The sequence below is a fragment of the Neptuniibacter sp. QD37_11 genome (assembly GCF_047778105.1).
Classification (GTDB): Bacteria; Pseudomonadota; Gammaproteobacteria; order Pseudomonadales; family Balneatricaceae; genus Neptuniibacter.
The window spans coordinates 2,216,857-2,231,245 of sequence record NZ_CP180552.1; the positions used below are offsets into that span (position 1 = coordinate 2,216,857).

General features: G+C 43.5%; 9 protein-coding genes. 4 read left to right on the forward strand and 5 right to left on the reverse strand.

Annotated features, from left to right (window positions below; translation table 11 throughout):
• Positions 1-17 precede the first annotated feature (17 nt).
• A complete protein-coding gene (gene rmf / locus ACMXYT_RS10125; RefSeq protein ID WP_415884177.1) occupies positions 18-224 on the forward strand; it encodes a ribosome modulation factor in 207 nt (68 codons plus the stop codon).
• Between the two features lie 46 nt (positions 225-270).
• Here rmf and ACMXYT_RS10130 read toward each other — a convergent pair whose 3' ends face one another.
• From ACMXYT_RS10130 to ACMXYT_RS10140, 3 genes are all read right to left on the reverse strand, one after another.
• Positions 271-1,296 carry a quinone-dependent dihydroorotate dehydrogenase gene (locus ACMXYT_RS10130; RefSeq protein ID WP_415884176.1) on the reverse strand — a complete coding sequence of 342 codons (1,026 nt, stop codon included), beginning with the start codon at positions 1,294-1,296 and terminating at the stop codon, positions 271-273.
• A 132-nt stretch (positions 1,297-1,428) separates the two neighbouring features.
• On the reverse strand, positions 1,429-1,650 hold the full coding sequence (locus tag ACMXYT_RS10135; RefSeq protein WP_415884175.1) for a DUF2835 domain-containing protein: 222 nt from the start codon (positions 1,648-1,650) through the stop codon (positions 1,429-1,431).
• 37 nt (positions 1,651-1,687) lie between these two features.
• A complete protein-coding gene (locus ACMXYT_RS10140) occupies positions 1,688-6,511 on the reverse strand; it encodes an NAD-glutamate dehydrogenase (RefSeq protein ID WP_415911394.1) in 4,824 nt (1,607 codons plus the stop codon).
• Positions 6,512-6,795: 284 nt separating this feature from the next.
• On the opposite strand from ACMXYT_RS10140, the gene ACMXYT_RS10145 reads away from it, so the two are divergent.
• Positions 6,796-8,442, forward strand: a complete 1,647-nt coding sequence (locus ACMXYT_RS10145) for a BatD family protein (RefSeq protein WP_415898568.1) — start codon at positions 6,796-6,798, stop codon at positions 8,440-8,442.
• Between the two features lie 31 nt (positions 8,443-8,473).
• Positions 8,474-9,328: an ion channel gene (locus tag ACMXYT_RS10150; RefSeq protein WP_415898569.1), complete on the forward strand. Its 855-nt coding sequence runs from the start codon at positions 8,474-8,476 to the stop codon at positions 9,326-9,328.
• Between the two features lie 65 nt (positions 9,329-9,393).
• Here the strand turns inward: ACMXYT_RS10150 and ACMXYT_RS10155 are convergent, their stop codons facing one another.
• Both ACMXYT_RS10155 and aceE read right to left on the reverse strand, forming a co-directional pair.
• A complete protein-coding gene (locus ACMXYT_RS10155; protein WP_415898570.1) occupies positions 9,394-10,689 on the reverse strand; it encodes a 2-oxo acid dehydrogenase subunit E2 in 1,296 nt (431 codons plus the stop codon).
• 55 nt (positions 10,690-10,744) lie between these two features.
• Entirely contained in the window at positions 10,745-13,420 is a 2,676-nt protein-coding gene (aceE, locus tag ACMXYT_RS10160; RefSeq protein ID WP_415911395.1) for a pyruvate dehydrogenase (acetyl-transferring), homodimeric type, read from the reverse strand.
• A 481-nt stretch (positions 13,421-13,901) separates the two neighbouring features.
• Here aceE and ACMXYT_RS10165 point away from each other — a divergent pair, with 481 nt between their 5' ends.
• Positions 13,902-14,384 carry an Lrp/AsnC family transcriptional regulator gene (locus tag ACMXYT_RS10165; RefSeq protein ID WP_415884169.1) on the forward strand — a complete coding sequence of 161 codons (483 nt, stop codon included), beginning with the start codon at positions 13,902-13,904 and terminating at the stop codon, positions 14,382-14,384.
• Positions 14,385-14,389 lie beyond the last annotated feature (5 nt).

The window sequence follows — 14,389 nt, forward strand, 5'->3', positions numbered from 1 at the left end:
AGAGAGGCTCAATCAATATGAAGAGACAAAAGCGTGATCGTACTAGCACACTTTTTAATCGAGGTTTTCAAGCAGGATTAAGCGGTAAGTCCCGGGATAACTGTCCCGTGAATACATCAGATCTCAGAAGCCATTGGATGAGCGGATGGCGCCAAGGACGCGAAGCTCACTGGAGCGGTATGGAAGGAGTATCAGCAATACAATCCGACCCAGCTCTACACTAAACAGAATTTTCAGGCTCCCCGAGGGGAGCCTTTTTATTACCTGCTCTTATTCTGAAAGCTGCTTAATTGCTTTCACAGAATCCGCAACCAATGAAGGTCCACGGTAGATAAACCCAGAATAAATTTGTACCAAACTTGCACCAGCTTCAATCTTTTCTGCCGCATCAAAACCTTCAGTGATTCCGCCTACACCAATAATTGGTAATGCACCATCGAGCTCTTGTGCCAGAGTACGAATCACTTTAGTTGATTTATTGCGTACTGGTGCGCCTGATAGGCCACCCGCTTCATCTGCAAACTCAAGCCCTTCAACACCATCACGAGATAGGGTTGTATTGGTCGCAATCACACCATCCATCTCGTAAGACTTTAAAGAAGCAGCAACCAGTGCAAGCTCTTCATCTGTCATATCTGGTGCAATTTTTACCGCAATAGGAACATAGCGATCATGGAACTTAGCCAATTTAGCTTGTTCGGATTTGAGAGCATCCAATAAGCTGTTTAACGACTCGCCGTATTGAAGAGTACGAAGGCCAGGTGTATTCGGTGAAGATACGTTAACAGTAATGTAAGACGCACGTCCGTAAACCTTACGAAGACAGTATAGGTAATCGTCATTCGCTTTTTCGTTTGGCGTATCTTTGTTTTTGCCGATGTTGATACCCAGAACACCTTTATAAACGCTCTTATCCAGATTAGAGAGCAGTTTATCAACACCACCGTTGTTAAAACCCATACGGTTGATGATCGCTTGCTGTTCTGGCAAACGGAAAATACGTGGTTTGGGATTACCATCTTGTGGACGTGGAGTAACTGTACCTACTTCAACAAAACCGAAGCCCATGGCAGCCATACCATCCACTGCAATGCCGTTCTTATCTAGACCTGCTGCTAAACCTACACGGTTTGGAAAATCAATTCCCATCACCTGAACAGGATCAGATAGTACTTCAGCGCCCAGAAGCTTATTTACTCCCAAAGAAGACGCAAGATTCATCGAATGAAGCGCTACGTTGTGAGAAAGTTCGGGATCAAGCTGAAACATCAAAGATCGAGTCAGTGAATACAACATAATCAGGTCCTAGTAAAAATTTTGGCCCGATTATAGGCGAGGCGAGGATGGAATAACAGCATTGAGCACTAAGAGTGACAATGTTAACTCCCAAAAGTTATAAAGAATCACCAAACTGGTGCATTTATTACACTAACTCAGTTTCTCTATCCCCTGATATTTACCTTGATCGTCAAACAGAATTTTAAACCGACCATTAATTCCATCACGTAGTAGAAATGGTTTTAAAATTCTAGCGGGGAACTGTACGCTACGACCATCAAGGGATCGGGTATAAACAGTTTCCGCGACCCCTTGATACAACATTAAAAACTTTTCAGAACTAATCCGAATATCAACCAAAATTGCTTTCATACAATACTATCTAGAGGAATGAACCTCATATACACGTTCAGGTATTAAACTGGCTTGTTTTAGCCAAATCAAACAACTCTCTCAACGCGACAGTATACATTGCATACTCTTGTTTTTTAGCACTTTTAACTTCATTAAGGACATTTTGCCAGCGATCAAGCAACCACTCATTTTCTGTGCACCATTTATCAATCACCTGCTCCACAGTACAACCTTTTACACGCCCCTTAATAGCTGTGGCAACTAAAGCACGTTGCTGCCAATCCAAATCATCCCTAAATGCTTCTCGCGCCAACGCCTGCCAGTAATTATCAACACTCAACTTGCTGAGCTTTCTAGACAGCCAATCCAATTCCAAACGCTGCCCTAAACCGAAATAAACTTGAGCCACCTGATCTGGTGGCACGTCCGCTTCATCAGCAACCTCAATTACACCTAAAGAGGCGTATAAACAACGTGCACCCGAGATGAATTTAGCCAACTTACTCGGCACACCTGCTTCCTGATAGCGACTGAGCGCACTCTCCCAACGTGTTAATGGCTCTCCTCTGAGTAATTTTTCCTGTTTAGGGACTATTTTTCCTAGCTGAGCTCTAAAACTATCAACCTCGTTCTCGCAATCTACTTCCGCACGGCGGTTACGAACAAACCAACGCGTAGCTCGACGCATCAGATGTTGTAGCTCGTGCATCATCTCTAATTGGATATCACTGCTAACTTTATGATCGAGCTTTTCAATCTGCTGCCAAAGATTCTCAATACCGAATACATCACGAGCGAGTACATAAGCTCTAGCGATTGCCGCCTCATCGGCCCCCGTTGAAATGCGTAAGCGGTCAACAAAGTTCACTCCCATCATATTAACCATGTGGTTCGCGATTTGAGTGCCGATGATTTCTCGGCTTAGACGGTGAGCTTTTAGTTGATCACCAAACTCAGAAACCAATCTCTCAGGAAAGGCAGTAAACAACTCTTGTGACAAATACTCATCATCAGGAATAAACGATAGGCTCAACGATTCTTTAAGCTCAGCTTTACTGTATGAGATCAGAACCGATAGCTCTGGGCGGCTTAACCCCTTTTTCGATGCCCGTCGTTCATTCAGGACCTCATCGGTAGGAAGGAACTCTAGCGCTCGATCAAGTTTACCTGCCGATTCCATGTTGGTGATGTAACGCTGATACTCTGCCATCCCTTCAAAAGATCGGGACTCAGCCATAGAGATCGCTTGAACTTGTCGATAGTTATTTTTCAAAACTAAGGACGCAACTTCATCAGTCATCTCTTCAAGCAATGTATTTCGCTGCTTCTCAGTCATGTCACCATTAGCAACGACCTGATTGAGGAGGATTTTGATATTGACCTCATGGTCAGAGCAATCCACACCTGCAGCATTATCGATAAAGTCGGTGTTCATGCGGCCACCAGCTAGCGCATATTCCATTCGCGCCAGCTGACTCATCCCCAAGTTACCGCCCTCACCTACAACTTTACAAGACAGCTCTTGACCATCTATTCGCAGAGCGTCATTGGCTTTATCGCCGATATCCGCATCAGTCTCGGTACTTGCCTTAACATAAGTACCAATCCCGCCATTCCAGACTAGATCTACTGGCGCTTTTAGCAGTTTATTCAGGAGATCATTCGGGGTAACAGTCGCTATCTTTTCACCAATAAGCGCCTGCATTTGTGGAGACAGAGTGATCGATTTGGCAGAGCGCTCAAAGACACCACCGCCTTCTGAGATTAATTTCGCATCATAATCGGTCCATGCTGAACGAGGCAGTTTGAATAAACGATCACGCTCTTTCCAGCTTTTCGCAGCATCTGGATTTGGGTCTATAAAGATATGTAGATGGTTAAACGCAGCTACCAGGCGAATATGCTTCGACAGCAACATACCATTACCAAATACATCACCTGACATATCGCCTATGCCAATCACCGTAAAGTCATCTTTATCGGTGTTTACACCCATCTCGCGGAAATGCCGCTCAACTGATACCCAAGCACCTCTTGCGGTGATCCCCATTTTCTTATGGTCGTAGCCTTGGCTACCACCCGAGGCAAACGCATCACCTAACCAGAAACCATAAGATTGCGCCAATTCGTTAGCGATGTCTGAAAAAGTTGCCGTACCTTTGTCTGCAGCCACTACGAGATAAGTGTCATCTTCATCATGACGAACCACATCGGCAGGCGGGCTCACCTCACCTTCAACAAGGTTATCTGTAATATCCAAGAGACCACTAATAAACGTCTTGTAACAGCTAACACCCTCTTCAAACCACTCCTCACGACTCATGCCATCGTGCAATGATTTAGCAACAAAGCCACCTTTGGCTCCAACAGGCACGATCACTGCATTTTTAACTTGCTGCGCTTTAACTAAGCCTAAAACCTCAGTGCGGTAATCTTCCATTCGGTCGGACCAACGTAAACCACCACGGGCCACCTTACCGCCGCGAAGATGAACACCCTCCACCTTAGGTGAGTAGACGAAAATCTCATATTTGGGCCGCGGTAACGGCATATCTGGGATTTCATCAGGGGACAATTTAAAAGAGAAATAGCTTTTAAGATTTTGCCTATCTTTTTGATAGAAGTTTGTCCGCAGCGTTGCCTTGATAAGTAATAAATACTGACGAATCACGCGATCATCATTCAAACTACTTACATCCTCTAACGCGTCGATAATAGTGGATTCAACCGCTTCTTGATCGGCCGTGTTACCCGGTTCAAACCGTGCTTTAAAGAACTGAACAATCTTGGCGGCTATATCGACGTATGAATTTAGCGTCGTACTAATCGCTTCTGGACTGATTGGAAAACTTATCTGTTTCATATACGCAGCATACGCACGAAGCATCGCCACCTCGCGCCAGCCGACATTGCCAGCTAACACAAGACGGTTAAACTCATCATTTGCAGCTTCACTTTGCCAAATTTTAAGGAAGGCCTCCTCAAATACCTCTTTGAGGGTTGATAGTGAAACTGTGCCAGCACCTGTGTAGTGAAGATTAAAATCATGAATCCACACTAGGTCGCGCTTACTTTCAATTTTGTAAGGGTGCTCGTCTATGACCCTTAACCCCAAATTTTCGAGTACAGGGATAACATCAGACAAGGGCAAAGAGGCACCTAAACTGAATAGTTTGAAGTTAAGGCAATTATCCTCCCTCTCTAACGCTTGGTAGAAACTAAGTTGTAATGGTGCTTGATCAGATAATTTTTCTATATGCTGTAGATCCACAACCGCAGTTCTAGCGGAGAAATCAGCGCTATAGCTCGCAGGGAAACCACTACCAAATTGGTTGTAAACCCGAATACCCGCTTCCTCACCAAGCGTTTCAACCAAAACATCTTTTAGGTCATCACACCAGCTTCGTGCAGCCAGTCTTACCACCCGCTCTAATTTATCTGAATCAAACTCTTCAATAATATTGTCCCCACGCAAAATAAACTGCGTACGAGTCAGGATCGATTCGGAAAAATAGGTTGTGAAATCGGCATGAGTACAATTTAACTGTTCCATCAACAATGACTGAATTTTGTGTCTAAAGTCAGTACTGTAGATATCTCTTGGTGAATAAACCAAACAGGAATAAAACTGACCAAAGTAATCACGACGCACAAACAGACGTATCTGGCGTCTTTCATGGATTTGGAGCACGCCAATAACAGTGCGATAGAGATCATCTACTGATACCTGAAATAGATCATCTCGAGGATGAATCTCTAGAATCTGTAGCAACTCCTTCCAGTCATGGCCATGACGGTGCAACCCAGATTTCTCCATAATCGCATCTACCTTACGGCGTACAATTGGAATTTGGCGGGAGCTCTGAATATAAACACTGGAGGTATACAAGCCTAAGAATCGGCACTCACCTATCACTTCACCCTTCTTATTGTATTGTTTGATACTGATGTAATCAGGGTAGGTCGGACGATGGACACTGGATGCTCGATTGGATTTCGTAAAGGAGAGAATATCGGGTATTAGAACAAAACCTTCGGCATCACGATCATTTTCATTAACTAAAGCAGAACGGCAATGTTCATCACAGAATTTCAGCAAACCGAGCTGACTACCCGGAATAGCTTCGAGGGTTTTCTTCCCTTTCTTCTCTACTAGTTGGTATTCGTCATAACCTAAGAAGGTAAAGTGATCCTTTAACCACTTAATAAAGTCATGCACTTCCGACGTAATCTCAGCATCAAAGCCTTTGATCGCCTTTGAGAAAATGACTGCTTGAGCATCGCATCGCTCAACCATAGGCTCAAAGTCTTCTACCACCATAGTTACGTCTTCAAGGACATTTCGTAGTGCTTGCTCCAAGTCTTGAAGATCCGCTGTATCCGAATGCCTATCAACCTCGATCGAAACTAATGATTCTCTTTGAGAATTTTTAGCTCGACTGTCCTTTTTGAGTAGAGAAGATAAGCCGCCTTTATCATCCCTTTTCAAAGTCACAACCGCATTATGTATGGCGTGAATGGTTAAATTACGTCGATTAAGCTCCATTCGCAGAGAATCAACTAGGAAGGGAATATCCTTCTGCAAGACTTCAATCACGGTATGAGTCGATTGCCACCCATGTAGCTCGTAATCGGGGTTAAATACCCTAACCTTCACCTGCCCGGCTTTACGCTCTTGAAGAAACTGCCAGCAAGCAAGCGTCGAACCGTAGAGATCTTCTAACTTCCATTCGAGTAAATCAGCTAAGGAAGCGGATGAGTAATATAGAGTTGCAAACTCAACCAAGGCTTCAGACCTTTCTTTCGGTAATCGATCTTCTAATTCTTGGCACAGTGTTTTTAACAGATTAGCTTTTTCATCCTGGCCTAGGTATTCCATCTGCAACCCTCAATTTTTCTTAAATAATCAAAAGTATAGACAAAATGTAGCCAACAGCCGTTTAAGTACAAAAACGTTTGATACAAACAAATTATTAACGGCTTAAAGAACTAGAAATCACCAGAAACGAAACATGCGAGAGCAAAAATAATCAAACAATTATTAAACCGGAATACGTTGATTCACCCTGCAGGATTACTCATAATAAAACGAAAATTATAATTATGACTTACAGTCCAAACCCTCTGTAAGCTACAGCCAGCGATGATAGCGCGAGGATTCCATTGCGATTTATTTCTTCTCACTTTTTCTTTCTACTGGCTTTCACTGCTTTTCAAGCTCAAGCTAAAGTATCTTCTTCTCTAGATACAAGCACCCTCTATTTAGGTCAAAAAATCACGCTGACCTTAGAAACTGACCAGCAAGATGTCACTCGGCCAAACCTAAGCCAATTACAAAAAGACTTTAATATTGTTGGCACACGCAAAGTCACGGTCTCGAGCCATACCACAGGATCGGTAACGACAAAAACACGTTGGGTGCTACAACTAAAACCTCGAAGGGACGGCGAGCAAGTTATTCCTTCTATCTTTGTAGGGCAGCAAGCCAGTCAAGAACTGCCAATTTCAGTGCTACCCGCTAATGATAATCCTGAACTAGCAGAAGGCACTGGCAGAGCGATCTTTCTAGAATCCAGCCTTGATAAAGATGAACTTTACGTAAATGGGCAGGCGATTTTACGCTCGAAGGTTTTCCATCTTGCTCCATTACCTTTGGATGCAAATTTAACAGCGCCAGAATCAGCTGATGCGATCATCAAGCCGTTAGAAGAACAAAAGCAATATACCAGTGTTGTACGTGGTCAAAACTATAATGTCACCGAAACAAGCTATACTCTGTTCCCACTTCAGGAAGGCGAAGTAGAGATTAGCCCGGTGTTTTTCTCAACCACTCTATCGAACAACACAGTGGTCGAACTGAATAGTGAACCTCTATTGCTTTCGGTATTACCACCCGCTAATCAAAACACACGCAAGTTATGGCTTCCAGCCACATCGATCTATATTGAAGACAACTTGGAAGAACTCAATCAGGTTAGTCAATCTGACAAGCTAACAAGGATAATTAAACTAGAAGCTGAAGGTTTACCCTCTTCTTCTCTACCCTCGATGGCATCATTACAAAATCCTAATGCCACCATCACCCTGCTTAATGTCGTTTTAGAAGAACGCATGACCGAGCAAGGCGTTATCAGTCAACGAGTGGAAGAACTAGAAATTACACCTAGCAATAGCAAAGAGATCATCTTGCCTTCAATCGACATTCCTTGGTGGAATACCGCTGCCGATAAAGGACAGACAGCCGCCATCACCCAGAGGAAAATTGAAGTTACACCTGCGGTTACCCCTACCAACAGCTCTGAATCAGATAAAGAGGGGTCCTCTGGTTCGATCACGGTTTTAGTTTGGATTTTAACAGGGATCAGTATTGCAGCGACTCTGGCCTTTATCTATACGTTTAACCATCTGCGAAATATTAAAAAGCAATCTGAAGAAGAACCTGATCATTCGTTCTTTGAAGAGGAACAAAAGCGGGTTGCGTTTGAGATAACAGAGAAAAACACGTTTCAAGCTTTCTCTATCGCCTGCAACCAAAACAATCCCAATGTTGCTCAATTGCGTTTAGTTGAGTGGGCTCAAAGCTTTTGGGCTGCACCTGAAATACAGTCGCTAGAATCCGTTTGCGAATACGCAAATAACCAAACGATAAATCTATTGGTGATGGATCTACAGCAACATTTATACGGTCAAGAAGATGAGTATTGGCAAGGGGATCTCATTTTGGATGCCATCTCCAAGGTGAGATCTCGACAGCTTCGACAACGCTTAGATCTCAAGGAAGGTCAACAGCGTTTGGACTATAACCTCTAGCTAATGCATACCCGGTAACATGGAGCGCTAAATGGAATACACTCGACATACCGCTTTAATGCGTATGGTTGGCCTAGGCGGGGTCGCTTCAGAAGAGAATGAGCGCGCCAAACTTTGGGGGCGCCGTTTCGAAGGGCCAATGGTATTAGCTGCCATATGGATTCTTATCGACTGGTACTTGCAATCTAAAGGTGTCTCAAACGCTTACACCTCCTTTGCATCTGACTGGCTAATCTGGCTATTATTTATGTCAGAGCTGTTTGTGATGCTATGGCTGGTTGATGATCGCATCAAATACCTCAAGCAAAACTGGATGAGCCCTCTTATTGTACTGGGCGGTCTACCGGTTATCTGGGGTGTTGATACCTTCTATGCAGGGATAATCCGTACCCTTAGACTTGCTCTCACCATCGGTATATTTCTACGCGTTTCCAAAGATACCCGTGATCTCTTATCTCGACATAACTTAGGCATCACGCTCTTTATCTGCTTTATCATCTTGGTGATTTCTGGGCTACTTATTTCAGGTATTGATCCTGCGTTTGAGACACCTTTGGATGGTCTGTGGTGGGCTTGGGTTACCGTTACGACTGTAGGTTATGGAGATCTTGTGCCCGCGACAACTGAAGGTAGGATATTTGGTTCGCTTCTCATCCTGATGGGATTAGCAATGTTCTCCATGTTAACCGCTAGTTTCTCCGTGTTCTTTATTGAACAGGATGAAAGAGAGTTAACTCAAAAAGAAGAACGTAATATTGAACGTATCGAAGGCTTAGAAAGAAAACTGGAAAAGATTGAAAACCAGCTAGACCGAACTCTAGAGGCTTTAAATAAACTCACCGACCAAAAAAGTCAATCATCCAATGACAGAAAACCTAACTCCTAAGAAGCCCTTAGGAAGTTAGGTTTTGTCGAAGTGCCAAATGACGGTACTGCTCGATCAAGTCACTTTTAAAGTAACAGCTGCCTGATATCAGTTATAGCGCTATTGATATAAGCCATAAAGCGACCCGCATCACCGCCATTAATTACCCGATGATCAAAGGACAAGCTCAGTGGTAACTGCTTTCTCGGCTGAAAATCACGTCCATCCCAAACAGGCTTTATGCTGGCCTTAGCAACACCCAAAATGGCGACTTCTGGAGCATTAACGATCGGTGTAAATCCCGTTCCACCCGTTGGCCCCAAACTCGATATAGTAAAACAGCCTCCCTGCATATCCGCTGGCTTTAATTGCCTTTCACGCGCTTTAACTGCCAAATCATTTATCTCAACAGTCAACTCAGAGATACTTTTGCTATCTGCCCCTTTTATGACAGGTACAACCAATCCAGCTGGTGTATCGACAGCAACGCCAATATTTACATAATTTTTGTAGATAACCTGCTTACCATCACAGCTTAACGAACTGTTAAACAATGGGTACTTACGTAAGGCTTGAGCAATAACCTTCACGATAAATGGCAGTATGGTTGGCGCTTTCTCTAAATTTACAGACTCAGGCTTAAGCCCTTTCCGAAAAGACTCTAGTTCTGTGATATCAGCTTCATCAAATAGAGTGGCATGGGGAATATTCAACCAACATCGCGTCATATGCTCTGAAGTCGCACGCGCAATGTTAGACATATCCTTAACATCAACGGCACCAAAGCGACTAAAATCCTGGTCAGGTATCTGAGGAATACCTGAAGATTGCGGCATTGCCGTTTTCTGAACTCGTTCTTGTTTAACGAATGCCTTAATGTCCTCTTTTAGAATTCGGCCTCGTGGGCCTGTTCCTGAGATACCCTCTAGATTAACACCGAGCTCTCTGGCCAATTTACGGGCCGCGGGTCCTGAATACACCTGACTGGATACTGCACTCTTTGCAAATTGCTCGCTTTTAACAGGCTCATTAGAGCTTCTATTGTCGCTGCTTATTTCAATGCACCCTGCATAAAGCTTTAGTGCCTCTGTTTCAGTCTCTTCTTTAGCTTCTCTAGCAATCTCTTGATAATCATTTTTACCCGCTACTCCTTGTTCCAGCACTGCACAAAGTAAAGTTCCACTTTCAACCGTCGAACCCACGTCAAGGAGCCATTCCTCCAATACACCCTCAACATTAGAGGGGACTTCCATAGACGCTTTATCTGATTCAATCACTAGCAGTGATTGACCAATTTTGATCTCTGCACCTAAATCCGCGCACAACTCAACTACTTCGCCAGATCCATCAATATCTGGCATAGATACAACTTCTGAACCCATCTTTATTACCGCTTTTTAGTCTCGACAACTGCAAGACGTTTTATTTCTTAGAAAATCAAAAACAAGCAGGATCTGCTTTTTCATAAGGAATTTTGAGCTTATCTCTTGCGCTATTTAGCGTTTCACGGCTAAGCACACCTTTGCTATAAAGGCGAGATAAGGCTGCCCAAGCGATAAAACGGGCATCGACTTCAAAATGATCTCTTAGAGTTGGACGACTTTCACTTAATCCGAAACCATCCGTGCCTAATACAACGGGATCTTCCGGGAACCATCGAGCAATGCCATTAGGTAAAGATTTAACAAAGTCACTGACGGTTACAAAAACACCCTGTTCGTGTTTCAGAGCAATTTGAAGATAGCTCTCAGCATTTGCATCGGGATTCAGTAGATTCTCACGCTCAACAGCCAATGCATCTCTGACCAATTGGTTATAGCTGGTCACACTCCAAATATCGGTACTACAACCAAACTCTTCTAAGATCTCAGCGGCTTTTAAAACCTCCTGCATTAAACTTCCACTACCAAACAGATGCACTTTATGCCCAGGGTTTTCATTCTTAACGTAGCGATACATCCCTTTTAGAATCTCCTTTTCACACCCCTCAGGCATAGCTGGCATTAAGTAGTTTTCGTTGTACAAGGTGATGTAATAAAAAATATTTTCATTATTGATATACATCCGCTCGATACCATCTTTGATTATCACCGCTAACTCGTAGGCAAAAGCGGGATCGTAACTGAGCATATTAGGTACTGTTGCAGCGATAGCTTGGGAGTGACCATCTTGATGCTGAAGACCTTCACCATTTAGCGTTGTCCTGCCTGCGGTACCTCCTAAAAGGAAGCCTTTCGCCATACTATCTGCACAAGCCCAAATCATGTCCCCAACACGCTGGAAACCGAAGATCGAATAAAATATATAAAACGGGATGGTTGGCACTCCGTAGTTTGCATAGGAGGTTCCTGCCGCTAAGAAAGACGCCATCGCCCCTGTCTCACAAATCCCCTCTTGCAACAGCTGACCATCTTTAGCTTCTTTATATGGAAGCAAACTACTTGAATCCACTGGATTATATTTCTGACCTTCAGAAGAATAGATACCAAACTGTTTAAACAGGGACTCCATACCAAAGGTTCGCGCTTCATCCGGCACGATTGGCACAATGTATTTACCTATCTCTGGATCTTTTAATAGATGAGACAACATACGAACAAAAGCCATGGTTGTGGATTGCTCACGTTTCGTACCAGATACTGCCTCTTTAAACAGAGCTAAAGGAGGAAGCGTTAGTTTTTCGAAGTTCGCATTTCTGGAAGGTAGATAACCACCTAACATTTGTCTCTGTTTGTGAAGGTACTGAATTTCAGGGCTATCTGGGTCTGGCTTATATAAGCTTGCCGCAGCCAGCTTTTCATCACTCAATGGAATTTCAAAACGACGACCAATCTCAATTCGCTCTTCGGCCGTTAGCTGCTTTTTCTGATGACTTGTATTTTGCCCTTCAGCACTCGCCCCCATGCCATCACCTTTAACGGTTTTCATTAGAATAACCGTTGGCTTACCTGTATTTTCCATGGCTTTATCAAACGCACTAAAGATCTTCTGTCGATCTTGGCCGCCACGTTTTATACAGCGGATCTGCTCATCGCTCAGCGTCTTCATCAACTCCTCTAAACGAGGATCATTTTGCGTCCAGTGGTCGCGCACACTCTGGCCATCGGAAACTGTGTAATATTGGTAATCGCCATCCACAGCTTGATCCATTCGATCTTGTAAAATGCCATCACGGTCTCGTAAGAACAGTTCATCCCATTCACTGCCCCAGATCACTTTGATAACATTCCAACCAGCACCACGATAGCTTCGTTCGAGCTCCTGAATAATTTTGCCATTGCCCCGCACAGGGCCATCCAAGCGCTGCAGATTACAATTGATCACCATCACCAAGTTATCTAAGTTATCTCGGCTGGCCATGTTGATTGTCCCTAACACTTCGGGCTCATCCGATTCACCATCACCAATGAAGCACCAAATCTTTCCGCCGTTTGGTTCTTTCAAACCACGATTTTCTAGATACTTCATAAATCTTGCTTGGTAGATTGCCGAAGGCGTAGAAAGCCCCATCGATGCGGTCGGTCCCTGCCAAAAGTCAGGCATACGTCTCGGATGAGGATAAGAGCTTAATCCTCCCCCCTGTTGAAGTTCTCGACGGAAATTCGCCATCTGCTCGTCAGTTAAGCGGCCTTCAAGGTACGCTCTCGCATATATACCTGGAGCAGCATGTGCTTGGACTAAAAGCTGATCACCACCATACTCAACTGTGTGCTGTTTGAAAAAGTGGTTTAAACCCACTTCCAACATAGTGGCTGCGGATTGATAGGTCGCAATGTGCCCACCAACGCCTGTACCTTGATCATTCGCCTTAACCACCATCGCAAGAGCATTCCAACGGATAATGTTTTCAAGCTTCTGTTCTAGCTCTCTATTTCCAGGGTAGCTACGTTGCTCATTCACAGGTATCGTATTCCGATAAGGTGTATTCAACGTGGCTTCTGTTGTGTGAATACCCTGTTTAAACAACGAATTCTGTAAGATACGAATGATGTCACGACCACGCTGAGAACCTTGTTCTGCCATCACATCGTCTAGCGCATCAATCCACTCTCTGTTTTCTTGATTTCGCTCATCGTCACCTAAGGCTTCAATAGCTTTATTTAAATTGTTCATACGAATTTCCAAGGACTAAGAATCTATAAAAAGGGGATTCTTATGGAATCCCAAAGGTCCCGGATTAGGACAAGCTGCATCAATCTTGTGAATTGAACTCTGGCCAGGGGGATGAATTGCCCAAGCAAGTTTGGTGTAAATAAATTAGCAGCAAGCCCTTAGTGAAAGTTCTCAAAAAAATCACAACTTAACTCAATCTCTAGAGAAAAAAGCCAATAAAAGAGAATAAATTGGCACAAATAGCCAACAACGAACTTAATATATTAGTTAAACGCTTTTTATACCGATAAAGGATGCAAACAAACCATGTGCAGGAGTCTGCATCTTAAAGAGCGAACATTTGCGTTTAAGAATCATCGCTAGAAAGGCTCAATCAGAATCGTTAGGATAGTTAAAATACCTCTGATCATTGCTATTTAAATGCGAAATTCATTCAATCATTAGCAAGCATCACTAGTTTCTAAAATAGCCGTAGGAAATTATGCCAAGCAAAAAACTAGACCGAATCGACCAGCAAATTTTGGAAGAGATTCAAAAGAATGGAGATATCAGCAATTTAGAACTAGCTGAAAAGGTCAACCTATCCCCTTCACCTTGTGCGCGCAGAGTTAAGCAATTAGAAGACGCCGGTATTATTGAAAAGCAAGTAACGCTGCTGAATAAGAATGCCGTAGGCCTGCCCATGAGTGTTTATATCCATGTCTGCCTGGATAAACAAAAGCCCGAAATTTTAGACAATTTCGAGCGTATTATTGCCAGCTATGAAGAAGTCGTCGAGTGCGCATTGATTACAGGTAGCGCAGCTGACTACATCTTAAAAGTACTTATGCCAGATATGTCCTATTATGAGAAATTCCTTCTGAAAGAGCTTAATCAGATAGAAGGGGTAAGCAGTATTAGAACGAGCTTTGTTATGCGCCAAATCGTAAGCCGTACAGAACTTCCGTTATCCCACATTAGCTAAGGCCA

Coding starts and splice junctions, on each gene's coding strand:
- rmf (WP_415884177.1), top strand. CDS start 18: ATGAAGAGACAAAAGCGTGATCGTACTAGCACACTTTTTAATCGAGGT.
- ACMXYT_RS10130 (WP_415884176.1), bottom strand. CDS start 1,296: ATGTTGTATTCACTGACTCGATCTTTGATGTTTCAGCTTGATCCCGAA.
- ACMXYT_RS10135 (WP_415884175.1), bottom strand. CDS start 1,650: ATGAAAGCAATTTTGGTTGATATTCGGATTAGTTCTGAAAAGTTTTTA.
- ACMXYT_RS10140 (WP_415911394.1), bottom strand. CDS start 6,511: ATGGAATACCTAGGCCAGGATGAAAAAGCTAATCTGTTAAAAACACTG.
- ACMXYT_RS10150 (WP_415898569.1), top strand. CDS start 8,474: ATGGAATACACTCGACATACCGCTTTAATGCGTATGGTTGGCCTAGGC.
- ACMXYT_RS10155 (WP_415898570.1), bottom strand. CDS start 10,689: ATGGGTTCAGAAGTTGTATCTATGCCAGATATTGATGGATCTGGCGAA.
- aceE (WP_415911395.1), bottom strand. CDS start 13,420: ATGAACAATTTAAATAAAGCTATTGAAGCCTTAGGTGACGATGAGCGA.
- ACMXYT_RS10165 (WP_415884169.1), top strand. CDS start 13,902: ATGCCAAGCAAAAAACTAGACCGAATCGACCAGCAAATTTTGGAAGAG.